Below are 24,129 nucleotides of genomic sequence, written 5' to 3'. Positions count from 1 at the left end.
ATGTACGATAGTTTTCGTAAATGCAAAATATCCATGATTATTTTTGGATGAGCGGCATGTTTTGGGTAGGATGGGAGGAGGTGTGGAGTGACCGGCGGAGGGCTTTCGCCGTTTTCCCGTTTCCGGTAACATCCCATCCCGGCGCCCCGAAAACATACATCCACGCTTCCTTCCAGGTGCGGGCCCGGCGGAGGTCGCGCCCAATGGCCGCCCATTCGTGCGTGGCGATGCGGAGGGGATTATAGGTATTGATATTGACCGTCAACCCATATACCGGCCTTTCTTCCTCGGGCTGGAAGGTGCCGAAAAGCCGGTCCCAAATGATCAGGACACCGCCATGGTTACGGTCGAGGTATTTGATCTCGGAAGAATGGTGCACGCGGTGGTGCGACGGGGTATTCAAAAAGAACTCCAGCGGCCGGGGGAGCCTCCGGATGGCTTCGGTATGGATCCAGAACTGGTACAGCAGGCTGATGGATTGCATGGCCATGATCATGGCGGGGTGGAAACCGGCCAGGGGCATCCATATCCAGAAGAGGAATGCCCCGCTCAGGTTGCCCGTCCACGTTTGGCGGAGCGCAGTGGCCAGGTTGTAGCGGCGGCTGGAGTGATGGACCACATGCGAAGCCCAGAAATACCGGATCTCGTGGCTGCAGCGGTGAAACCAGTAATAAGTGAGATCGTCCGCGAAGAAACAGGCGATCCAAACCCACCAGACCGTGGCGTCGAGGGTAAAAAGCCGGAATTCGTAGGCAAAACTGTAAACGAGGTAGATGACGGCTTTGGTGAATAGCCCGATGATGACGTTCCCCAGGCCCATGGCGATGCTGCTGGCGGCGTCCTTCGTTTCGTAGAGGTCCCGCTTTTCGACCGCCGAAAAAACGACTTCCGCGGTGATGAGCAGGATAAAACCAGGTATGGCGAAATGTATCAACTCCATAAAAAACGGATCATCTTTAACGGTAAGGGAAATGTGCGCGGTTTATACCTTTTGCCAAAAGTTAATAAAAATTCCCGTGCCGGCCGTTCCCGCCGTAAAAGATGATCCGCCAGTGACCGGGCCTTAGAAACGGCCGGCCTTGATGGTGAAGTGGGCGGAGGGGCCGCTCAGCTTCTCGTCGGTTATGCCTTCCGTTCCGGAGCCGCGGACGAACCGGTACGATCCGCCGATGCCGAGCCGCAGGTAGGAAGTGATATTTAGCTCCAGGTTCACGTGGGGCTCGCCCACGAAGAAGCTGCTGTAGCCGATGGATTCGAATTCGTCCCAGCTTTTATACCTTTCGTTCTTCATGACGCCGCCGCCACCCACGAGGGCGCCCACGGCGAGGTGAACGAGTTTGTTGCCCCTGATGGTATATTCCGGCACAAAACCCGTGTACCACATGTTCCAGTATAATGCCGGCCCGGCGGGATCCTGGCGGGGCGCTTCGATGTTGTTGACCAGTCCATAGGCGCCTGCTCCCAACATCAGCCTGCTATTGAGCATCACGCCGGCGTAACCGCCGAGGAGCACACCCATCTGATCGTCGAACGTCGTGAATTTGATGGTAGGGGCGCCGAAGCCGCCCACTCTTACCTTTCCGCCACGGGAAAGACTTTCGATTTTTTCCTGCGCGAGTGCCGGCGTAGTGCAAAGCACGGCCAGGGCAAGCAGCAGGCGCTTACCTGATCTTTTCATGTTTGTTGTTTTTACGGGGTGAACTGTAGGTTGATAATCGTTATTTCTGCATGGTCTTTTCCTTGAACGATACGGCCGAAGTCCCGAACCATCCCAGCACACGGCCCTTGGCATCTTTGTCGGTATTCAGCACGTTGGTAGGCACGTTTTCCAGGATTTTGGCGAACAGCCCGCCGTTGTCGATCTGCTGCTGCACCTGGTCGAGGAAAGCGTGGCTCCGTTTGGTGACGGAAGCGATGCGGACGATCACTTTCTCGCCTTCCTGGAAGGGCTTGTCGTAGTCGGTGATCCCCTCCGCTATTGGCTGGATGAAGTTCAGCCCGTCCGCCACATCTTCGGCGTAAGAACCATCGATGGTGAAAATGTCTTCCACGCGGCTTTGGAGCGAATTGCGGTAGCTACGCACCCAGTACCAGTCGGTTGCACCTGCGAGATCTTTGGCATAGAACCGGGCAAAAAAGCCTTCCTTCCCGGAAATCGCTTCTTCTTTCGTTTTGAAGTCGGCGGCGATGGAATCGATGACGGGCACGCGTTTCAGGGTGTCCATCGCTTCGAAGACGCCTTCCTTCAGTTCCAGCCGCATCTTGTACACATGGCCCACTTCGCCGATCGTCTGACCGGCACCGGGGTCGTAGCTATACACGCCGTCGGCATATGTGAAATTGTAGGTCTTGTTAGCGGTGATGTCCGTTACCGTGATTTTCGCGTCGGTCACAGCAGGGGCGGAGCCCTGGCTGGTGTAGGGGACGGTGGTGGTCAGACGGATCTGTTGTTTCCCCGGCACGTTTGTGATCCAGCCGTCCACAACGGTGAAGGTCTTTCCGTTCGGTACGTCGAGGTCGATCGTGTCTTCGCAGGCGGTGAATCCGGCGGCGGCGAACAGAAGGGCGATGGCGGTGAGGTTCCTTTTCATATGATACATGCTTGGAGATTAGAATTTGAAGTTATAAGTGATACCGGGGATGATGGACCCGATGATGCTCAGGCGAACGGCTTCCTTCTTGGAAGGATCGTCCGGGTTCTGCCGGAAGTACACGGTATAGGCGTTTCTCCGGGCATACACGTTGTAAAGGCTGAACACCCATTCGCCTTTCCAGCGTTTCAGCTGGCGGCCCTTGTACGTGAACGAAAGATCGAGACGGTGGAAGGGTTTGAGGCGGTAGTTGTTGCGCTTCTCGGTGGTATTGTAAGGAATGTCCCAGTCCTGGAATTCGAGGCGGCTGTCCGCAAAGGTAGCCGGCGTACCGGATGCGAACATCCAGTTGGCGCTCATGCTCGCGCGCTTCGTGAATTCGTGGCTGGCCACGATGTTCAGGTTGTGGGTACGGTCGTACCGGTTAATGAACCATTCGTTCATGCTCAGGCCCGGCGTTTTGCGCTCGGAACGGCTCAGGGTATAGCTGATCCAGCCTGTGGTGTTGCCGATATCTTTTTTTACATACAGCTCCAGCCCGTAAGCACGGCCTTTCGCGTTGAGGAGGTCGGCTTCGATGAACTCGTTGAGGTTCAGGTCGGCGTTATCGATGAAGTCCAGCTGGTCTTTCATGGATTTGTAGAACACCTCGGCCGACAGTTCGAATTTATCACCGGGCGCATTATAGAAGTACCCTGCCGTTACCTGGTCTGTCAGCTGTGGTTTCACGTTGTTGGAAACGGGCGTCCAGATGTCTACCGGGGTAGGGGATGCTGTATTGCTCAGTTGGTGCATGTATTGTGCGGAACGGCTGAAAGCCGCTTTGATGGCCGAAGTGGAGTTAACGGCGTAGCGTGCGGAAAGGCGGGGCTCGAGGAAATAGTAATCCGCGATCTTCTTGCCGCTTTCATAATCCTTCGAACCGATGAATCGTTTACGTGTACCCGCTACCGTGTCTGCATAATAATACGCCGTGCCTTTGCCCATGTACTGGAATCCGGAGAGCCGAACGCCATACTGAACACCGAATTTATTACCGGCTTTCCATTCGTGATCGAGATAGAGCGCGCCTTCCAGGGCGTTCTTGTCTTTGAGGACGATCCGGTGCTCATCCGCGTCCTGGCGGGAAAGCGTACTGCCGGGCTTGAAGGTGTAATAGGTGCCCTGTACCCCGAAATGCAGCGTGTTGCTGGAATTCAGGTAATAGGTGAAGGCCGGTTTCACGCCGTAGTTGATGATGTTCGATTTCCAGCTGAATTCCTGGTCGGTGGTGGACTTCTCGTCGCTGGTGAACCGCAGGCTATAGTCGTATTTCGTATAGTACGTGGTGAGGTTCATGAACAGGCGGTTGTTGAAGATGTGGTTCCAGCGCAGCGATGCGGTGTTGTTGCCCCAGTTCATATTGGCTTCCTTTCCGAAGCCGAACACGTCGCGGCCGAAATACCCGCTCACGAAAAGACTGTTGTTCTTATCCAGCTGGAAGTTCACCTTGGCCGTGAGGTCGTAGAAATAGAGCTTGGTGTCTTTCATGTCGCCTTTGAGGAAGGGCTTCATTAGCACGTCCATATATGATCTGCGGCCGGCGATGATGAAAGAGGATTTGTCTTTCTGGATGGGCCCTTCCAGCGCCAGGCGACTGAAGATATTCCCGATGCCGCCCGTCATGCCGAATTTCTGGTTGTTGCCGTCCTTCATCCTGATATCGAGCACGGAAGCCGTTCTGCCGCCGTATTCCGCGGGGAACCCGCCTTTGATGAGGTTGATGTTCTTTACCGCGTCCGGGTTGAAAACGGAGAAGAAGCCGAGCATGTGGGTGGAGTTGTAAACGGGGGCTTCGTCGAGCATGATAAGGTTTTCGTCGCCGTTGCCGCCGCGAACATTGAAGCTGGCAGCACCTTCGCCCACGGTATTTACCCCGGGCAGCGTCTGGATGGTACGGATCACGTCTACTTCACCCATGAAAGTGGGCAGTTTTTTGATTTCCGCGATATCGAGCCTGTTGAGGCTGGTATTGAGGGTATTGATATTCTTCTCCTGTTGCTTGCCGGAAATCACCACTTCGTTCAGCTGGCGGTCTGCCTGGCCCAAACGGATGTCCATCCGCTTGTTGGCGGTAAGGTCGAGGGTGAATTTCTGGGGTTGATAGCCGATATAGGAGAACTGGATTTCGTGGGTTCCCGCCGGCAGGGTGAGGGAATAAAAACCGTACTCGTTGGTAACGGTCCCTACGGAAGTGCCGGGTTTTCCGATGGAAATGCCGATGAGGGATTCGCCGGACTTTTCGTCCTTAACGTAACCGCTGATGGTATACCGTTGCTGTTGCGCCAACGCTGCAGTGGTCGCAAACAAGATAAGAAGGAGGGTGCTCAGCAGTCGGGCTGTTGCTTTCATATTGGTTTTCAGTTTATAGTGATGGCGGAAGACAGTTCCGGATGGTGATTCCCGTTGTTTTCCGATCATATGACGTGCAAAATAGAACATACCCCTATGGATGGGAAATTTATTCTGCATAACAAGAGAAAACCGCCGCAGGCCTTACTGGATCCAGTAGCCGGCGGCGGAAATAAGTAGTGTATAGGAAAGTTTCTCAGGGGGAAATAAATGAAACGGGGGGAACGGCCGTTTATGGAGGGCGGAATCTGATGGAAATCATGTTTTTTCCGGCGGAAAGGGCGGAATTTCATCATCGCGTACGATTCATTATTCCAAAACGGCGCACTGGTACCCCAGGTCGCGCACGAAGGAGATCACCTGGTGCTCCTGCATTTGCGGGCAATCTACCCGCAGCACCTTGTCGCAGTCCTCCAGGTCGAGGGTGCACATGGTGGCAGAAAACTCGCCGGACAAGGCGCGGATCACCCGTTTTTTTTCCTTTTGGGTATTGATATTTGTTTTGAATATGCCGATCATGGTCCGATTTTGAATTAATTTGCCTCAAAATTCGCATCTCTCAAGTTGGCAGGCTTGCATTTAACGGATTAAAATTTATATAAAACGGATTTTCTATGCCATTTACCGTCAAAAACGAACGCAAAGAAGTCTTGTTTCACGATGACACCGTGATGTGCCCGGAATATTTCCAGGGCCGCGATCTGACGGAGCGCCATCACAAGCTCGACCTCAAAGCCGGGAACGCCGAATTCAGCGAGATCTGTTTCGACGGGGTATTGATGGGGTTTGGAAGGGCGTCCATCCGCGAAAAGCTGGAAGTGGAAAGTCACGACACCCTCAAGCGCGTAGGCATGCATTTCATGCTCAAGGGCGAAGTGACGGCGAAGATAAGAAGCGTGCGGAAAACCTTCCGTACCCGCCAGCACGAGCATAACCTCGTCTACAGCCCCGAGCCCGAAGAGCAGGTAAGCGTCGAGAAACAACCGGAAATCAATGTCTTTGCGCTCACTTTCCTCAAGGAACGCTTCATCGAACTGGCCTATCACAACGGCCCTGTACTGGAGCGGTACGGAGAAAGCGTGGAGCTCGACCGGCCGGTTTTTCCCGAACACGCCTACCGGATGACCCATCGGATGCTGCAGGTGATCGATGAAGTAAAGAACTGCCACTTCACCGGCGGGCTCAAAAAGCTCTTCCTCCAGTCCAAAGCCATCGAGTTGCTGGCGCTCCAGTGCGAGCAGATCGAACTGTACGACGGCAGCCGCCAGCAGAAACCGGTTTTCGGGCGGTCAGACGAGGAAAAGATCCGCTACGCGCGCGATCTGCTCCTGGCCAATGCGCAGCAACCCTTGTCGCTGGCCGATCTTTCCAGGCAGGCGGGCCTCAACGAGTTCAAGCTGAAAAGCGGGTTCCGCAAGGTTTTCAACAATACCGTGTTCGGTTACCTCAGCGAGCACCGTTTAGAAGAGGCACAGCGCCTCATCCGCTCCGGGAACCGGAGTTTTACGGAGATCGCCGACGATCTGGGGTATTCGTCGCTGCAGCATTTCAGTCATGCATTCCGGAAAAAGTACGGTTGCAGCCCCAGGGATTTTCAAGCCAGATAACCTAACGAAAAAGAAATTAAAAAGGCCGCGCTGATTGCAGTGCGGCCTTTTTCGGTTGATATGCCCGTTCAGGAAAAGTGGGTTTTATTCGCTTCCGCGAAGGCTTCGAAAGAAAGCGGTTCCCTGCCGGTGATGTCTTTCACGGCGGTGCTTACCGGGGCGAAATGCCCGTCTCTTAATGCGCCCATGAGGAACGACATGAACCGGGCGTCGCTTTCACTGGCGCCAGCGGCCAGCATCTCCGCAACCAGTACCGATTCCGGGATATTTTCATACGTCACGTTTTTACCGCTGACGCTGGAAATGATGGCGGCGGCTTCATGATTATCGATGGCTTTGGGGCCGGTGAGCGTCAGTTCCCTGCCGTTATGCGCTTCGTTGAGCAGGAGCTCGGCGGCAACGGCGGCGATGTCGGATGCGGCGATGACGGAATACTTGCCGTCGGCCGCGGGGATGAGGATTTTATCCAGGTGGCGGATGGTGTTGCTGAAATGGCTTTCGGAAAATACTTCCATGAAGAAGTTAGGCCGTACGATGTTGTAAGGGATGCCGGAAGCGATCAGGTGGAGTTCGATCTGGCGCATAGGAGAAGCCTCCGCATGTTCAACGCCCATGGCGGAAAGGAATACGATCTTCTTCACCTGCGCTTTTTTCGCTTCGTCGATGAAAGGGCGCAGTTTGGACGCTGATCCCATATCCAGCGGAACGGCGGAAAGAAATACAAGGTCTACACCGGAAAGGGCGGGGGCGAAGGTGGAAAAGTCTTCCTGGACAAGATGCACCGGGGATACGTTGGCCGCCGGAGCCTTGTATTTTTCGGGGAACCGGGTGGCGGCTTTCACCTGGACGCCGGGCCTGGCGGAGAGGTTTTTTACAACTTGCCTGCCTGCGAATCCTGTTGCGCCGAGTACGAGAATAGTGTGTGTCATATAGTTTACGGTTTAAAATGTAATGAAAAAAGTTACAGTTATGATCAAAAAAAAATTACAAGAGTTTCGCGATGAAATCGGCGAGGGTGGTTTTGGAAAGTTCACCGGTCACCGATTCGTCGAGCCGGGTGAACATGGTGTCCAGGGCTTTATTGATATTGCGGCCCACCGGGCAGTGTGGGTTGGGATCGTTCGGCGAAAATCCGAAAATATGACGATCCTTCACGACGGCGAATATGTCAGACAGCCGGATGTCTTTCAACGGCCTTGCAAGCCGGCAACCGCCGTTTTTGCCTTCCTTGCTTTCCACCAGCCCCGCATTGCGCAGTTCGCTGAGTTCCTTGCGGACGAGCGCGGCATTGCTGTTCAGCGACCCCGCGATGAAATCGGAGGTCAGCCACTCTTCCGGGAATTTCCCCATGAGCGAAAGGATGTGAACATGTGTAGCGAATTTACTGCGGACCAATTCTGTAATATTTATAATTACAGTACAAATGTAGGGGATTTTTCAAATCCGCCAAAAATATTTTCGGCGCAGTTACCGGACCGTCAGTTCCGGCGCCGGGGGCGGGAGGAACGCATAAAGCCGCTGGCCGGCCGCAGCTTCGGTTTCCCGGCAGGTGCGGAGGATAAGGTCTGGCCGGAGGGGATGGTCGAAAACACCCTTTCCCGGGGAGTTGGTGAGGCAGTTGCAGCCGAAGGGAGCGGGCAGAAAAGGATGGCCGGGTGGATCAGTGAATTTTTGCATGATCGTTGAAGAGGATTTGTTCGAAATGTTGTTCCCACATCCGCACCACGCCCCCGGGCGACCAGGCTACCTGTGTGGCATTGCGCAGGCCCGCCTGCAGGAGGGAATGATAATGCCCGTTGTCTTCGTACAACCGTTCCAGTTGCTCCGCGATAGCGGCGGGCTCCACCAGCCCTCCGGTGAGCCATCCGTTCCCGTACACCTGGGGTTTGGCGGGTACAAGGGCGGCGGCGCCTTTCCAGATTTCCGAGCAGGCCGTATGGTCAGGTAATATCTGCGGTGCCCCTGTGGCGGCGTGTTCCATGCTCACCAGGCCCCAGCCTTCGCCCATGGCGGTATTGAGTCCTACATCGCAGGCGTTGTAGAGGAGATTGAGCTTTTCGGCTGGCCAATGGGGGTGCCTGTTGCCGGGATCTGTCAGCACGAGCCGGTCAAAAATCCCCAGCACACGGGCTTCCCGTTCCACGTCGGTTTGCTGGCATTTGGTGGCCATGTGCAGGCATAGCCGTACATTTTCCGGCTTGTTGCGCGCAAATTCCGCGAAACCGCGCAAGGTGAGATCGATCCGTTTGCGGTGCTGGTTTTTGTTGGCGTTGAGCACCCAGAAGCCCCGGCGCAGTTCGTCTCTTCCCGGAAACAGCGCTTCCCGTGCAGCGATGCGCCGGCCGGCCGTGGTGCCGTGTAAGGGGTGGAACCGGCCGCCATCTAACGGATGGGGGATCACGGCCATGCGGCGGAAAGGCGGCTGGCGCGCTATCCCCAATTGCGTGGCGCAATCTTTCAGCACCCGTTTCCCGAAAACCGTGAAAGTTACTACGGAACTGAGCCGCGCCAGTCCTTTGGCGAACTCCGGGTGATTGAGTTGCCCGTCCACCGGGATGTATCCTGCTACCGGACAATGATGCGCCGCCTTCCTGATGGCGGACATATACCTTTCTGCGAACCAGATTTCGCAATACAGGAGCATGACGTCCGGCTGAATGGAATCGATGAGCCCGGGAAGGGTTCCTTCCCCGAAAACATCGGCTGGTTGCGGATTGTAATGTAAATGGAAAGTGCCTGTGAACGGTTCTTTCTGGAAAGTATCCGTCCCGAACACATGAATTTCGTGCCGGGCGGCGAGGCCGGCCGCAAGTAATTGCGTGATGCGCGCCATGCCGGTCTGTTGAGCGAATTGTCCTATCAATAAGAGTTTCATACGGTGTGCTGTGGGTAAAATCTGGCGGCAGGGAGAACCCCGCCGCCGCATTCATCTGTATGCTGTCTGAGTTTCTACACTGTTTGATTTTCCTGTTCTGCGAAAGTGTCGTTACACTCGGGTATGATGCATGCCGATGAGCGCAATAGGGTCATAGACTGTAGCATGCCCACGATTTCCATATTGTTGTTCACGAGCACCGCGCCGGAATCTCCGGGAACGGCGTAGTGATCCGTGAGCAGTATCTTGTTCTTGAACCATGCGTACCGGTTGCCGAACACGTTAACGATCCCCTGGTAAGTGGTCGATTTGATGGTTGTTTTGGTAACCTCGTTCGTAACCGCCCCGAAGTATCTCACTTCCATACCCACGGCCGGCGCGGCGAAACCAATGGGTACGCCAATGTCCTGGATCGCAGGGGAGCCAGACGTGGCAGCAATGTTGCACCAGGCAAAGTCTGTGGTGTTGTAATACGGATTCTGCTCGTCTTTGGTGGGATAAGTCGTGAGTTTGATATAGTCTGTGACCTGGGTGAGGTAATAGTATTGTTCGGTCATATCAGGCTGGTACACATCCGTATACATCCCGTTGCAGGAAATGACGTGGTTGCAGGAGATCATCCGGTACTTGTTGTTGTACTTGATGTTGGCGCCGAGCGTGCCGTAGACCGGGAACCCGCCAGCCTGGATCTGGTAGCCGCCGGGGCAGGGGCGCTCAAAATCACCGGGGTCGCCGACCTTCCGTTCGCGGACAGGATATTTGACTTCGATGGGGCCGATTTCCTGCACATCGGTTGGAATGTCGACTATTACATGCCCGCCGCCGGGTTGCGGAATGGGCAGTTCGAAAAACGGGGGAATGGGCGTGTCGCCTTCCATCGCCAGCCTGCCGGGTGATTTTTTGTATTCCACGTGTAGTACAACGGCACACTGATCGGTCTGTTTGCCGTTTTTCATTTTCCGGCCGGCGTACATGCCTACGATGTTACCGCGGAGCCAGCCCTGGAGGGCAGACATATGCGGTTCAATGTCTGTCAGCCGGATTTGCTTTGTGGTTTGCATGAGCGGGGAGTTTAGGTTTAACAAAAGGATGACGGTTCTGGCTAATCGAGGTTCAAAATTCTTGCTTTTCAATATTTTACGTGAGGCTGGAAACGGCTTTTCGGAAGGTGGTTTTTCGGGTGGAAACAACAATAAAGATTGCGGGAATTAAAAAGCCGGTCCCAGGGCGGGACCGGCTTCCATATGCAAAGTGGTGAATTTAGAACTTCACGGCTGCCACTTCCTTGGCGGGAGTTTCGGGCGCGGGCTGTTGTTTGGCAACCGGCGGCTCCTGTTTGTGGATGTGGATTTCAGCGAGGGTGGGCGCGATAACGAGCGATACGATGGACATGAGTTTGATGAGGATGTTCATCGAGGGGCCGGAGGTGTCTTTGAAAGGATCGCCAACGGTATCGCCGGTAACGGAAGCCTTGTGTGGCTCGGATTTCTTGTAATAAATCGTGCCGTTGATATCAACGCCTTTCTCGAAAGATTTCTTGGCATTGTCCCACGCACCGCCGGCATTGTTCTGGAACATGCCCATGAGCACGCCGCTCACGGTAGCGCCTGCGAGGAAGCCGCCCAGTACTTCAGGCCCGAAGATGAAGCCCATGATGAGGGGAGATATCAGCGCGATGGCGCCGGGCACCATCATTTTACGGATAGATGCATCGGTGGAAATGGCCACGCATTTGTCGTATTCCGGTTTGCCGGTGCCTTCCATGATACCGGGAATATCGCGGAACTGGCGGCGCACTTCTTCCACCATCGCCATGGCTGCCTGGCCTACTGCGCGGATGGCGAGGGAAGAGAAGATGAAGGGGATCATGGCGCCGATGAACAGGCCTGCCAGCACGTCGGCTTTGTAAATATCGATGCCGGAAATGCCCGCTACGCCTACGAATGCGGCAAAGAGCGCCAGGGCGGTCAATGCTGCGGAAGCGATCGCGAAACCTTTACCGGTAGCGGCGGTGGTGTTACCCACTGCGTCGAGGATGTCGGTTTTTTCACGTACGTCTTTGGGAAGTTCGCTCATTTCGGCGATACCACCGGCATTGTCGGCAATGGGGCCGAATGCGTCGATCGCCAGCTGCATGGCCGTGGTGGCCATCATGCCCGCTGCCGCGATGGCAACGCCATAAAGGCCTGCGCAGGCGTAAGAGCCGTAGATACCGGCTGCCAGTACGATGATCGGGAGCAGGGTGGATTCCATCCCCACGGCCAGGCCGCCGATCACGTTCGTTGCGTGGCCGGTGGAAGACTGGCGGATGATAGACATCACCGGGCGTTTGCCCATGGCGGTATAATATTCCGTGATAATGCTCATGAGGGTACCTACGGCAAGGCCTACGAAGATGGCGCCGATAACACCATTTTGCGTAATGGCGATGGCGCCTTCGCGGAGTGCGTCGCCACCGATGAAGTCGCGCTGCAGGTAGAAGGCTTCAGCGGGGAGGATCCAGTACACGAGCCCTACGCAGGCGATCGCGGTGAGCACGATGGAGCCCCAGTTGCCCATGTTCAGTGCTTTCTGCACGGCGCTGGTGCTGAGACCCGCGCTGTCGCTGATGCGCACGAAGAAAGTAGCGAGAATGCTGAAGATGATGCCGCTGGCGGCGATCACCATGGGCAGCAGGATCGGGGAGAGGCCGCCGAAATTGTCCGTGGCACGGGCTTCGCTGCCCAGTACCATGGTGGCCAGTACGGTGGCAACGTAGGACCCGAAAAGGTCGGCGCCCATACCGGCCACGTCTCCCACGTTATCGCCCACGTTATCGGCGATGGTGGCGGGGTTGCGGGGATCGTCTTCCGGGATGCCGGCTTCCACTTTACCCACGAGGTCGGCCCCCACGTCGGCCGCTTTGGTATAAATACCGCCTCCCACGCGTGCGAACAGCGCGATGCTTTCCGCACCGAGCGAGAAGCCGGTGAGCACTTCAATGGTCTTAACCATTTCGGCGGTGTTGGGAGCCGCGCCGAAATAGGCTTTGAGGAGGATGAACAGGCCACCGAGCCCAAGCACGGCCAGGCCCGCCACGCCCATGCCCATTACGGAGCCGCCGGTGAAGGAAACCTTCAGGGCTTTGGAGAGCGAGGTACGCGCCGCCTGTGCGGTGCGGACGTTGGCTTTGGTGGCAATGCGCATGCCGATGAAACCCGCCGTGGCGGAAAATATCGCGCCGATGATAAAGGCCAGCGCGATGGTCCAGTCGGAATTCTCGTGAGAGAAGCCCATGTAGCCGAGCAAGAGGGCTGCGATGATCACAAAATAGGTGAGGATCTTGTACTCTGCCTTGAGGAAGGCCATAGCGCCTTCAGCAATATGCCTGGCAATGTCCTGCATCCGCTCGTTCCCTGCATCCTGTTTGGACACCCAGGCGCTCTGTACCGCGGTAAATAATAGTGCAATCAGTCCGAACAGTGGAATAATGTAAGCTATACTCATACTCTTTTAATCCGTTTAAAATTTCAAGGCTTTAGATTATGATTTTCAAGGTTGACGAAGATAAAGTATTAGAATTTATTTTACTAGTAGTCTCTTATATTTAGTTTAATTGTAATATGGAGGCTACTGTTGTATTTCCGCATATGCGTTGGCGAGGTGGCTGATGATATCGGAAGCGATCATGGCTTCGGGGGATACGGCGGCGGCCAGATCGCCTGCCCTGCCATGGAGCCATACGCCGAGGATGAGCGCAGCTTTGGGGGCGTACCCTTGCGCCAGGAGCCCCGTTAATATCCCGGTGAGCACATCGCCGCTGCCGGCGGTCGCCATGCCGGGGTTGCCCGTGGGATTGAAGAACACCGCCCCGTCAGGGCACGCCATGGCCGTGAACCGCCCTTTCAGCAGGATGTATTGTTCCAGCTCCGCCGCCTTCGCCCGCAGCAGCTCCAGCCGGTCGAACTGGTTGCCCGTGGCCCCGAAAAGCCGCTCGAACTCTTTTGGATGCGGTGTCAGGATGCAATGTTTGGGCAACTGTTGCAGGAGAGACGGCCATTTGGACAGGATATTGAGCGCATCGGCATCCAGCACCATCGGCCCCTGCCATAGGCCCAGCAAGCGTTCCAGGGATTTGGCGGTAGCGGGTTCTGTGCCAATGCCCGGCCCGATCCCGATCACGTCGTACGCCGGGGCGCGCCGCAGGCGGAAAGCTTCGTCGAAATGCGCGGGAAACGTTGCCTGCGCTTCGGTTTCGCACATCGCTTCGGGGAAAGCCGTCTGCATGATTTCGTACCCGCAATCCGGTACGTGCACTGTCAGCAAACCTGCGCCGGCGCGCATCACCGCACTCGCCGAAAGCACCGCCGCGCCCATCTTCCCGTAACTTCCCGCCACCAGCAACGCATGACCGTAAGTGCCTTTGTGCGCGAAGGGGTCCCGGGGCCGGTAGACCGTCCGGATCATTTCCAAATCGGTAAGATGGTATTCCGTCTGCACCGCCGCCGTATATGCAGGATGCAGGCCGATGGGGATCAACACCGTTTCTCCGGCGAACGCTCCGTTCTCCGGCAGCAGCAGCGCCAATTTCCAGTATTCGAAGGTGAGTGTGTAACGTGCATGGATACACGGATGTCCTTTCGTGCTTTTGTCCGCCATCAGCCCGGAAGGCATGTCGATGGAAACAATGTCCTGCCGCCCGCGCTGGTCGTTGATCCGGTGGATGATCGTAGCGGTCCAGCCATCCAGGGGGCGGTTCAATCCCGTCCCGAAAAGCGCGTCAACGATCACGCCGGGCGCTTCCATCCGCGGGAACTCCCCGGGCTCGTGAATCATTTGCAGGAAAGGGACGCGGGCCTGGTTGGCGAGATTGTCGGGCGAAGGGTCCCCTTGCGCCACGAGCCAGACCTGCACGTTGAAACCCTCGCCAGCCAGTAACCGGGCAATGACCAGCCCGTCTCCGCCATTGTTCCCCGGTCCGCAGAAAATGTAGAAGGGGCGGTCGGTCCCGCGATACGTATCCATCAGCCACTGCGCGCATGCGGCTGCCGCACGCTCCATGAGCCGGAGGCTGTCAACAGGTTCATGCGCGATCGTGTAAGCGTCTGCTTCACGGATTTGCCGGGCGGACAAGATTTTCATATCCCCCAATATAACAAAAAAAAGCGGCTGCTCCCTTGCCGGGAACAGCCGCAAACAGATTTGAGAATATGCGCTTTAGAAAGCGTAACGGGCAGACACGCCGCCGATTTGCTCGCCGATAAAGTCGTTGTAACCGTTAAAGTTGAAATACGGTTTCAGGTCGGCACTGAGGTTCAGCGGGATCTTTTTGAATGTGTACTCCACACCGATGATACCGTCGAGACCAGCCACAGCTTTGGTTTTCTTGTCGTACCTGCGGCCATTGTCCCAATCCCAGTCGCGCCAGAGGCCCACGTGGGCACCGCCGCCGGCGTACATGTTCCATTCGGATTTACCGAACACGCTCCAGTGGTACTCGTAGAGACCGGTGAAAGTAACGTTGGTGGGCTCGTCGTTGCCGTTGAAATAGTGGGTAACAAGGCCTTCGATGGCATGCGGCCCTTGAATGAAGTGTTTCACGGTGAAGCCTACGAGCCAGGGGTTGAGGCGCACGCCCAGCGCGGTGTTGTAATCGGCCGGGTTGCCACCTCCGCTGCTTCTGCGCTGTGCATTAGCCTCGAAAGTCGTCATCATCAGTGAAAGTACTCCGAAGAGCAACAGAATCCTTTTCATATGTACATTTTAGATTAAACGGTGGTATTTGGATGATTTACTTTTTGCTGCCGAAAATATATCGTGCCGACACGCCGAAATCCGCCAGGTCAGACGAATTGCCGAAATGAACGGCGGGTTTCCAGTCGAGGCCGAGGTTGAGGGGAATATTGCTGAAATTGTAATTCAGCCCCGCAACACCGTCCACACCGCCCAGGAAGCGGTAGGAGCCGTCTATGTCCCTGGTGCCGAGATGCGCGCCGCCGCCTGCATACCACCCGAATCCGGGAATGGTGAGGGCAGACAGGTCGAAATGATACTGATATAATGCCGTTACGGTGAAAGTGCGGTTATACAATCCTACGATCCCTTCGGCGGCCGACCGGTCTGTGAAGAAATACCGTCCGGTAACGCCCAGCGGAAGCCCCAGCCGTACGCCGGCTTCTTTCTGACCTTTCAGCGACTGCTGTGCGCTGGCGTTGCCGGCCAGGCATAGCAATATAATGGCATAGATGAATCGTTTGTTCATGCGTTCAATCATTTGCAATAACAATGCCAAAGGGGGGACAGATGCGGGAAACGGGTGACACAGGTAGCCAATAAACGGCTGCTGCCGCTATTTATTTTGTTCCTTGCACAAAGTGCGTAAAAAAATAAACCCGGCCAGGGATGCGAGCAGCGATGCGAAGATCACCGACATGATAGAAACCACCTGGATATCGATTTCCTGGAATGCCAGCGAGGCGATGAAAATACTCATCGTGAAACCGATCCCGGCGATCATCCCCACGCCCCAGAGCTGCTTCCAGTTGGTTTGACCGGGCAGGCTGGCGATGCGGAGCTTCACGGCCAGGAAGCTCATCCCGAAAATGCCGAGCGGCTTGCCCAGCACGAGCCCCGCCATAATGCCGTAGCTCACCGGGTGCGAAAATGCGCCCAGCAGATCGGCGGGAAAAACGATCGCCGTATTGGCGAGCGCAAACAGGGGCATGATAAGGAAATTCACGGGGTCGTGGAGCGCGTGTTCCAGCTTCGGGATTTTAGTTAAGGGGATGCAGAACGCCAGCACCACGCCCGCAATGGTAGCATGGATGCCGGAATTGAAGACGCAATACCACAGCACGATGCCGGGGATGAAGTAAAATATGGCCGGCTTCACTTTCAGCAGGTTGAATATCACCAGCATTACGACGATGCCTGCACCGCCGAGCAGATAATTCGCATGCAGTTCCGCCGTATAGAAAATAGCGATGGTCAGGATGGCGCCGAGGTCGTCGATGATGGCGAGGGCGGTGAGGAAGATCTTCAGCGGCAGTGGCACGCGGCTCCCCAGCAGGGAAAGCACCCCGAGCGAAAACGCGATGTCCGTGGCCATGGGGACGCCCCATCCGTGATGGTAATCGGTGTTATGGTTGAAAAGGACATAAATGAGCGCGGGCACCAACATCCCGCCCACGGCGGCCAGTACCGGCAACATCGATTTGCGGATGGAAGCGAGCTCGCCCGTCGTCAGTTCCCTTTTGATCTCCATTCCCACCAGAAAGAAGAACAGCACCATGAACCCGTCGTTGATCCAGAGCAGCCAGGAATTGGGGAGGTGCAGCCCGTTCCATTCCATATGATGCCCGCCCTGTGGCTGGAAATGGTGGGTGAAGAAATCGATATATGCAGGGCCCCATCCGGAGTTCGCTACGATCATGGAAACTACGGTGCAGATGATGAGCACGATGCCGACGGCGCGACTGTCGTGCAGAAATTGCCATATAGGAGATAGTAAGCGTTCTTTGAATGAGAAAAGCTGCATGTTAATTATTTAGTTGAAGATTTACTGCCCGAGCAGTTCGTATTTGGTTTTGGGCCTGCGGCCGATTTCCCAGCGGAATCCTTTGAGTTTTTTCTCTTCCGCGGGGATTTTTGAGAGGGGGTACATCGTACCTTCCGGCTGTTTCACGAACACGATCCTTTCCAGTTCGCCTTTCTCGAAATACACACGGGTGTTGGCGGTCTGGAGTTTATTCACGGATATGAATGCGCTATCGTCGTCCTGCACGTAGTATACGTTTTCCGAGTTGCCGTTCACGTACATCGAATCCAGTTTCTCTTCCCCGAAATACCCCAGGATGGTATTCCCCTTGATCTGGTTGAACATATCGGGGCCTACTTCGTTGATGATCATGGCGTTCTGATCGAGCAGAAGGCGGTCTGCCTTCCGGTTTTTGGTGAACAGGAAGATGGTATCGCCGATGAGCTGGTTGCTGTTGGCCCACAACACGGGGTCGCGGTAAAGGCGGAAAATGGAGTCGGCGCTGGAATAATACAGGCTGTCGGCCACGCCCTGCAACGAGTCGGAGAAGATGCGGACGTGGTGGTAGGCGATGATGAAACGCTTTTCCGTAGTGTCCTGCTTCGCCGCGAGGCTGTCTTTCCCATCCGCCTTTTTATCCTGCAGTACGATGCTGCTGTCTATCAGCCGCGGCAGCACGCCGGAGAACAGGGTATCGCCGGCTACGAACAGGGTGTCCGTTTTCCCTTCGATGAGCGTAACGGGCTTTTGGGTGGCCAGTACAGATTTCTGTTGCTGGTTGATGATGCCGTAATTGGCCAGCACGGCTATTTTCTGGGCCGTGTCGCGCCAGATCATGTTGCCCGTTGCGATGGAGATGCCGGTTTGTTTGTCGGTCTGTATCTCGTTGGCGGTGAAGGTGTTGGTGCTGTCTTCGATCACGGGGCGCTGGCCGAACTGGCCGTACCCGCGGTCGGTATTGTAATAACCGTCGGTCACGTACATGGTCATTTTGCCGTCGTTGATGGTGGTCGGCGCCATGATGGTCGCGATCTTCGTTTCGGTATTATACATGAGGGTATCCGTTCCCAGCGTGAATTCCGGGTCGATCACCACTACTTCCTTCTTGAAGTACACATCTTTCGTACTGCCGTAATAGATACCCTCGCGGCTGGTGAGCTCGGTGGTTTCGTTCACGAGTTTGCCGCCCTTGTCGTACGTCCCGATTTTGGTGGCGAGGTCGTAATGAAGGGTGGGTGAGGTGAGCACGATCTTGTTGTCGGTCAGTTTCGCGTTGCCGGAGAGGATGGCTTTGCGGTCGTTCCCGAAATAGGTGAGCACGTCGGAATAGGTGTGGACGCTGTCTGCCTGGTTGATGTGTACATTTCCCCAGGCGAAAACGATGTTCTTGTTCTTATCGAGCATGGCGCTGTCGCAATACAGCCGGCTGGTGCCCTGCTGGAACTCTACTTTCCCTACGAAGCGTTGTTCGGCGGCGGAATCCGTCTGGATGATGATCATCCGTTCCGCGTTATGGAGGCGGATGATCTTGGTGGTATCTTCCTGGAAAAGGTGGCGGGACCGTGCGGGCAGCGTCTTGCTACCGGCAGACAAGGCGCCGGCAGCGCCTATTCCGCCGATCAGAACGAGGCCGTATATGGAATATTTGAACATTGTAGCGGTAATCATTGTACGGTTGCGGTGTCGGAGGGAATGGTCACTACCTTGTTCTTTCTGCCGAAAACGCTCAGGTGCACGTATCTCCAGGGGTTGTACCGCAGGTCTTCGAGCAGTTTGTTGAGGCTGCCGAGGGAGTGCTGCAGGTTGTTATAGACTTTCCGGTCGTTCATGAGCAGCCCCAGCGATCCGTCGGTGCTGCTGATTTTCCCGGCCACTTCGTTCAGCCTGCTGATGGTGCTCTGGAGGTTGTGAAGGGTGGAATCGATCTGGCCGTTGGCGAAGGCGCCGGAGGCTTTATCGAAGTTGGTGAGTATGTTGGATATCTTGTCGTTATTGTTTTTCAGGTTGGCGGACACGGCGTTGAAGTTATCGAACGTGCCGGCGATTTTGCCACCGTCTGCCAGCATGCCGTTGATGTTGCGGGTGGCATTGTTAAGGTTGGCGAGGGTGCCGTTCAGGCCGGCTACGGCCTGGCGGATATTCTGTTTGGTGGTGGTGTCGAACACGGAGTTGACGGTGAGCAGCAGGGTGTCTACGGCGCCGAGGGTGCTTTCCAGTTTCTTGACGAGGGGGCTGAGCTGTTCTTTGAGTGCGTCGGTGATGGAGCCGTCTACAGCTGCGTAAATGGTGTCTTTGTTTTTGAGGAAATCGTCGGTATTCCCGAAATCGATCTCGACTTTCCGGGTGCCGAGCAGGTCTGCGCTGATGCGGGCCACGGAATTCTTGGGGATTTCGATGTTTTTACTGATCTGCAGGGTAACCAGGATGCGGCCGGCGCGTTTGTCCATCACTTCGAGGCTTTGGACGGTGCCGATCCCCAGGCCGTTGACCATAACGGCATTGGAGGGCTGCAGGCCATTCACCTGCGTATATACGGCGTAGATGGTTTTTTTAGTGGAGAAGAGGCTTCTGCCTTTCAGGATATTGAACCCCAGCACTAGCAGCACGATGGCGATCACGGTCAGAATACCTACTTTCGTTTCATTATTAACTTTCAGCATCGGGTAGAATTAGTTCGTTTGCAAAAATAGTTAAAACAATGGTGCGTCAGTCGTAGGTAACAGAATTAATGCAAAAGGCGGGCCAGCCGGGTATGGAAACAGGGGGTCAGTCGATTCGTTCGCCGTTCCTGTACGTGAGCACGAAGGCGTCTTTGAACCCGTTTTGGCGGGCTTTGTAGAGGGCGGCATTGGCTTCCGCTTCGGTGCGGAAGTTGCCCCAGATGTATTTATTGATGGTTTTCCCCTTCTGGCGGAGCGTTTCGCGGTCTATATTGCCTTTCAGGTTTTTGAAGAGACTGGACCGGGATGTGTAAACTTTTGCGGTGGTGAGCAGTTGCACCCGGAAATCGGTGCCCGCAGCGGCGGAGGCCCCTGCAGATGTTGCGGGGGGCTCCTGGGCCGGGTTCACCTTTGCAGGCGGGAGCGGTTCCTGGTGCTGTTGGGCAGGCGCGGGTGTTTCGGCCGGGCGGGCGGCGCCGCTGGCTTTATGCGTCCTTTCCAGTTCTTCCTTGTATTTCTTTACCGCCCTGGCGATGCAGTGGGCCATTTCATGCTGGCCGTCGGCGGAATTCAGATAGTTCTCTTCTTCTGGATTGCTGATAAAGCCCAGCTCCACCAGCACGCTGGGCATGGCGGTGGCATGCAGTACCAGGATCCCTTTTTCGTTCCGCTGGCGCGCCCCGCGGGAAATCCGCCCGGCGTTGGTGAACTCGTCTTCCACGAGGTTCGACAGCCGGAGGCTCTGATCGAAAAACGCGTTGCGGAGGGTATTGAGCATGATGATAGTCTCCGGGTCCTTGGTATCCATCAACTGCTGCGTTTCCTCTGAATTGGCGTCGAACACGATCACGGAGTTGTTGCGGAGCGATTCCGACTTCGCGTTGTTCTTGCTCGTGGCCCAGATATACGTTTCCGTTCCTTTGGCGGGATTGGGGTACGATTTATAGATAGGTACCTTGCGGGTACGCTTGCGCTTCTTTTTGTCGCGGTAAGTCTGGGTCCTGTAACCCGTTACCCGCTTGATGTCTGGCGCGGCGTTACAATGGATCGAAATGAAAAGGTCGCCCTTGGCTTCGTTGGCGATGGCGGCCTTGCGGTTCACATCGTCGAACCGGTCCACCTTCCGCGTATACACGATCTTTACGTCCGGGAACATCTCTTCGAGTATTCTACCCAGTTTGAGGGAAACGGCCAGCGTCACGTCCTTTTCACTGGAGTAGGACCCGGTGGCGCCATGGTCCGAGCCGCCGTGGCCGGCGTCCACCACGATGGTGCGGATCGGCTTTTCCTGCACGGGACTCCGGGAATCCGGTGCAATTTTTGCTTGAATGAATAAGGTATAGAGCATTCCTATGCCTAATCCTGAAAATAAAACTCTTTTCCAGCGCATGTCAATACTGTATTTTAATGGGTTGTGTCTGATTCGTTCGTCACGGGTCCATTCCCTGCCGCTGCACTTGCCTACATTTTCTATTTACGATCTATTTAATAAATTGTGCAAAATCATGTAGGTTTGTGCCCGCTTAACACATGGACCCTTTCTGCAAAAATAATTTAAAAAACTTTTTAAGGCGGCGGTTCCTGCCGCTGACGGTACTTTTATTCGCTGGCTGGTCCTTGCTGAAAGACGAAACAGGCTTCGCTGCTGCGTTTCAGCCGATCCACTTTAACAAAATTTTCACAGACACCGTTCCCCGGCCCCATGCGGTGACTTTCCCGAACAGGGATTCCCTGGCCCGCGATACCTCGCGCCCGCGACCCGTGCCCGCGCGCGATTCCGTACCGCCAGCGGTCGCCGACTCCGTCAACCTGGACTCATCCCGGGTAAAGACAGACACCGTGGGCATCAAGCTTTCCAAAGACAGCCTCACCGCACCTGTGAATTATAAAGCGGAAGACTCCATCGTCATGTATGTGAAGAAAAAGGAGTTCCGCCTATATAATAAGGCCGATGTGAAATATGAGAATACCCAACTGACGGGGAGCACGATGGACTTCAACCAGGCCACCGGCATCCTCACCTCCAGGATGGGGATCGATACGGCGGGCAAACCGAAGGATAAAGCCGTGCTGAACGACGGGGCCACCAGTTCCGAGATGGATTCCGTGCAGTACAACTTCAATACCGGCAAGGCCATGATCTATCAAACCCGCGCGCAATACGGCGAAGGTTTCGTGGCCAGCCAGAAAGTGAAGAAGCAGCCCGATAATACCATTTTCGGTTACCGCAACGGTTATACCACCTGTAACCTGGATACGCCGCACTTCGCGTTCCGCGCCAAGAAAATCAAGGTAATTCCCAATAAACTGATCGTATCCGGCCCGGCGAACCTCGAGATCGAAGGTATCCCGACGCCGCTGTTCATTCCCTTCGCGATTTTCCCCATCAGCTCCGGCCAGCGGACCGGCCTGTTGCCGCCTCAGTACGTGGTGAACCAGCAAAAAGGGCTCGGCCTGGAAAACGGCGGGTATTATTTCGGGCTGGGGGAGTACCTCGACCTTACGGTCCGCGCCAACCTCTATTCTTACGGCAGCTGGGGAACGATCATCAGTCCTACCTACCGCAAACGATACAAATATAATGGCGGGTTCAACTTCGCCTACTCGCTCACCCGCATCGGCGACCCCGAGATCAAGGAGAACTTTACCCGGTCGAAAGACTTTAGCGTGACATGGAGCCATAGTCAGGACGGCAAGGCGCGCCCGGGAACGAACTTTGGCGCCAGCGTGGATTTCAGGACGGCCAGCTTCAACAGGAACAACGTGTACGACGCCCGGAGGCGGCTCAACAATAACATCGGCTCTTCTATCAACTATTCGAAAAGTTGGGTGGGCAAGCCTTATAACTTAACGCTGGCGGCCAGGCACTCCCAGAATAACGAAACCCGGCAATATGATATCAGCCTGCCCGACGGTTCGTTCAACGTCAACACCATTTACCCGTTCCAGCGGAAAGAAATGGTCGGCAGTCCGAAATGGTACGAGAAGATCGGCGTCAGTTATAATACATTGCTGCGGAACAGCGTCCGGTTCGCGGATTCCACTTTCGGCAAGCCCGCGATGTTCGATAACCTGCAGGCCGGCATGCAGCACCAGATCCCCATCACGCTGTCTATCCCCGTTACCCGGAACATCATCATGACGCCCAACGTGAACTATACGGAGAAATGGTACGTTCGCCGCCAGACGCTGACGTACAATCCCAATAAAGTGAGTATGCTCGATACCACCTACGAAGACGGGTTTTTCCGCACCAGTGCCATGTCTACCGGCGCGTCGCTGAGCACGGCGCTGTACGGTATGTACGGTTTCAAGAGCAAGAATTCGCGCGTACAGGCCATCCGCCACGTAATGCGCCCCAACTTCGGGGTCAATTATTCGCCCAGCCTGGCCCGCAACGAATGGGAAAAAGTCCAGATGGACCGCGAAGGCAATAAAGACTGGTATTCCCACTACGCCGGCTCGGCTTTCGGCGGATCGCCGAGAGAAACCTTCGCCGGTCTTACGTTCGGGATCGATAACAACCTGGAAATGAAGGTGCGGTCGGACAAGGACACTTCCGGTTTCCGGAAAGTAAAGCTGCTCGACGGTTTCGGGATCAATTCGAGCTATAACCTCGTGGCAGACAGCTTCAAGTTGTCTGACTTCGCGCTGAACGCGCGTACAAACCTGTTTGACAAGCTGAATGTTTCGGCGAGCGCAACGGTGAGCCCTTACCAGGTTGACGAGGTTGGTAGACGGATTAATAAATATGCCTGGAAAGGTGACAAATTCAGTGTGGGCCGGTTGACGAACGCCAACATCGCGTTCAGCACATCGTTCCAGAGCCAGGACCCCAAAGCGAAAGAAAAGCAAAAGCAGAAGGATGAAATGGAGGAAGAAGGGGGATTGCCCGAAGCGCAACTGGAAGAACAGCGCCGGCAGATGGAATTGATGCGGGCCAACCCGGGAGATTATGTGGATTTCGACATTCCCTGGCGGCTAGACCTGTCTTACAGCTTTAACTATAGCCGCATCCGGTCGGCCGACCGGTATCGCGATTCCACGGCGATCACGCAGTACCTGAGCTTTAACGGCGATTTCAGCCTTACGCCCAAGTGGAAGATTGCCCTCAACAGTGGTTTCGACTTCGTGAACAAACAGGTGGCTTATACGACCCTGATGATCTCGCGCGATCTGCATTGCTGGCAGATGAGCATCAACCTGGTGCCGTTCGGCAGTTACCGGCAGTTCAGCATCACCATCAATCCGAAAGCGGGTATTCTCCGGGATCTCCGCATCAACCGAACGCGACAGTTCCAGGAATTGTAGCGGGGGAGCGGTGTTTCCCTGAAAGTAAAAAGGCTGGCCAAGCGGTCAGCCTTTTTATTGGTCCCAGCCGTTAGTTGAAAACTACGCACTTTAGTGCGAGGGCTTTAGTAATGCGAAAAAATCTGTCTAAATTAGGTAGATGATGCGCCATGGTAGCCATACAGTAAGCCGCTTGACG

20 protein-coding genes are annotated in these 24,129 nt (G+C 55.4%); 2 read left to right on the top strand and 18 right to left on the bottom strand.

All coding sequences use genetic code 11. The features are described from left to right. Nucleotides 1-37: 37 nt before the first annotated feature. The 5 genes from EJ361_RS23120 to EJ361_RS23100 all read right to left on the bottom strand — a co-directional run bounded on the left by EJ361_RS23120 (nucleotide 38) and on the right by EJ361_RS23100 (nucleotide 5,501). Nucleotides 38-940 (bottom strand): sterol desaturase family protein, encoded by a 903-nt coding sequence (locus EJ361_RS23120; RefSeq protein WP_126248840.1) that lies wholly within the window; start codon nucleotides 938-940, stop codon nucleotides 38-40. 123 nt (nucleotides 941-1,063) lie between these two features. Continuing rightward, nucleotides 1,064-1,678 carry a hypothetical protein gene (locus EJ361_RS23115; RefSeq protein WP_126248838.1) on the bottom strand — a complete coding sequence of 205 codons (615 nt, stop codon included), beginning with the start codon at nucleotides 1,676-1,678 and terminating at the stop codon, nucleotides 1,064-1,066. A 40-nt stretch (nucleotides 1,679-1,718) separates the two neighbouring features. Next, nucleotides 1,719-2,600 carry a DUF4249 domain-containing protein gene (locus tag EJ361_RS23110; protein ID WP_126248836.1) on the bottom strand — a complete coding sequence of 294 codons (882 nt, stop codon included), beginning with the start codon at nucleotides 2,598-2,600 and terminating at the stop codon, nucleotides 1,719-1,721. Nucleotides 2,601-2,609: 9 nt separating this feature from the next. Then, complete coding sequence (locus EJ361_RS23105) at nucleotides 2,610-4,982, bottom strand: TonB-dependent receptor (protein ID WP_126248834.1); 2,373 nt, start codon at nucleotides 4,980-4,982, stop codon at nucleotides 2,610-2,612. A 309-nt stretch (nucleotides 4,983-5,291) separates the two neighbouring features. Beyond that, entirely contained in the window at nucleotides 5,292-5,501 is a 210-nt protein-coding gene (locus EJ361_RS23100; RefSeq protein WP_126248832.1) for a hypothetical protein, read from the bottom strand. 95 nt (nucleotides 5,502-5,596) lie between these two features. Between EJ361_RS23100 and EJ361_RS23095 the strand changes: the two genes are divergently transcribed. Then, nucleotides 5,597-6,589 (top strand): helix-turn-helix domain-containing protein, encoded by a 993-nt coding sequence (locus tag EJ361_RS23095; protein ID WP_126248830.1) that lies wholly within the window; start codon nucleotides 5,597-5,599, stop codon nucleotides 6,587-6,589. A gap of 68 nt (nucleotides 6,590-6,657) precedes the next feature. On the opposite strand, the gene EJ361_RS23090 is transcribed toward EJ361_RS23095, so the two are convergent. From EJ361_RS23090 to EJ361_RS23030, 13 genes are all read right to left on the bottom strand, one after another. After that, nucleotides 6,658-7,518, bottom strand: a complete 861-nt coding sequence (locus EJ361_RS23090; RefSeq protein WP_126248828.1) for an NmrA family NAD(P)-binding protein — start codon at nucleotides 7,516-7,518, stop codon at nucleotides 6,658-6,660. A 55-nt stretch (nucleotides 7,519-7,573) separates the two neighbouring features. After that, nucleotides 7,574-7,984 (bottom strand): Rrf2 family transcriptional regulator, encoded by a 411-nt coding sequence (locus EJ361_RS23085; RefSeq protein ID WP_126248826.1) that lies wholly within the window; start codon nucleotides 7,982-7,984, stop codon nucleotides 7,574-7,576. Between the two features lie 72 nt (nucleotides 7,985-8,056). Then, entirely contained in the window at nucleotides 8,057-8,266 is a 210-nt protein-coding gene (locus tag EJ361_RS23080; protein ID WP_126248824.1) for a hypothetical protein, read from the bottom strand. After that, nucleotides 8,250-9,464, bottom strand: coding sequence for a glycosyltransferase (locus EJ361_RS23075; RefSeq protein WP_126248822.1), 1,215 nt, complete (start codon nucleotides 9,462-9,464; stop codon nucleotides 8,250-8,252). The genes EJ361_RS23080 and EJ361_RS23075 overlap by 17 nt, the downstream gene beginning before the upstream one ends. Before the next feature lie 74 nt (nucleotides 9,465-9,538). Beyond that, on the bottom strand, nucleotides 9,539-10,525 hold the full coding sequence (locus EJ361_RS23070) for a hypothetical protein (protein WP_126248820.1): 987 nt from the start codon (nucleotides 10,523-10,525) through the stop codon (nucleotides 9,539-9,541). 199 nt (nucleotides 10,526-10,724) lie between these two features. Then, nucleotides 10,725-12,950 carry a sodium-translocating pyrophosphatase gene (locus EJ361_RS23065; protein ID WP_126248818.1) on the bottom strand — a complete coding sequence of 742 codons (2,226 nt, stop codon included), beginning with the start codon at nucleotides 12,948-12,950 and terminating at the stop codon, nucleotides 10,725-10,727. A 123-nt stretch (nucleotides 12,951-13,073) separates the two neighbouring features. After that, nucleotides 13,074-14,585, bottom strand: a complete 1,512-nt coding sequence (locus EJ361_RS23060; protein ID WP_126248816.1) for an NAD(P)H-hydrate dehydratase — start codon at nucleotides 14,583-14,585, stop codon at nucleotides 13,074-13,076. Between the two features lie 75 nt (nucleotides 14,586-14,660). Continuing rightward, nucleotides 14,661-15,197 carry a hypothetical protein gene (locus tag EJ361_RS23055; RefSeq protein WP_126248814.1) on the bottom strand — a complete coding sequence of 179 codons (537 nt, stop codon included), beginning with the start codon at nucleotides 15,195-15,197 and terminating at the stop codon, nucleotides 14,661-14,663. Between the two features lie 37 nt (nucleotides 15,198-15,234). Further along, the gene (locus tag EJ361_RS23050; RefSeq protein WP_126248812.1) at nucleotides 15,235-15,705 is read right to left on the bottom strand and encodes a hypothetical protein; all 471 of its coding nucleotides are present in this window, start codon (nucleotides 15,703-15,705) and stop codon (nucleotides 15,235-15,237) included. 87 nt (nucleotides 15,706-15,792) lie between these two features. Beyond that, entirely contained in the window at nucleotides 15,793-16,980 is a 1,188-nt protein-coding gene (gene nhaA / locus EJ361_RS23045; RefSeq protein WP_126248810.1) for a Na+/H+ antiporter NhaA, read from the bottom strand. A 21-nt stretch (nucleotides 16,981-17,001) separates the two neighbouring features. After that, nucleotides 17,002-18,648 (bottom strand): OstA-like protein, encoded by a 1,647-nt coding sequence (locus EJ361_RS23040; RefSeq protein WP_126248808.1) that lies wholly within the window; start codon nucleotides 18,646-18,648, stop codon nucleotides 17,002-17,004. Continuing rightward, nucleotides 18,645-19,640, bottom strand: a complete 996-nt coding sequence (locus EJ361_RS23035) for an MlaD family protein (RefSeq protein ID WP_126248806.1) — start codon at nucleotides 19,638-19,640, stop codon at nucleotides 18,645-18,647. Before EJ361_RS23035 ends, EJ361_RS23040 begins: the two co-directional genes overlap by 4 nt. Before the next feature lie 106 nt (nucleotides 19,641-19,746). Further along, nucleotides 19,747-20,934 (bottom strand): N-acetylmuramoyl-L-alanine amidase family protein, encoded by a 1,188-nt coding sequence (locus tag EJ361_RS23030; protein WP_164714389.1) that lies wholly within the window; start codon nucleotides 20,932-20,934, stop codon nucleotides 19,747-19,749. A 323-nt stretch (nucleotides 20,935-21,257) separates the two neighbouring features. Here EJ361_RS23030 and EJ361_RS23025 point away from each other — a divergent pair, with 323 nt between their 5' ends. Beyond that, nucleotides 21,258-23,951, top strand: coding sequence for a putative LPS assembly protein LptD (locus tag EJ361_RS23025; protein ID WP_126248802.1), 2,694 nt, complete (start codon nucleotides 21,258-21,260; stop codon nucleotides 23,949-23,951). Nucleotides 23,952-24,129: the final 178 nt, after the last annotated feature.

The sequence above is a fragment of the Chitinophaga rhizosphaerae genome (assembly GCF_003958645.1).
Lineage (GTDB): Bacteria > Bacteroidota > Bacteroidia > Chitinophagales > Chitinophagaceae > Chitinophaga > Chitinophaga rhizosphaerae.
The sequence above is the reverse complement of the archived record's forward strand: the minus strand, read 5'-3'. Positions and strand labels throughout refer to the sequence as shown.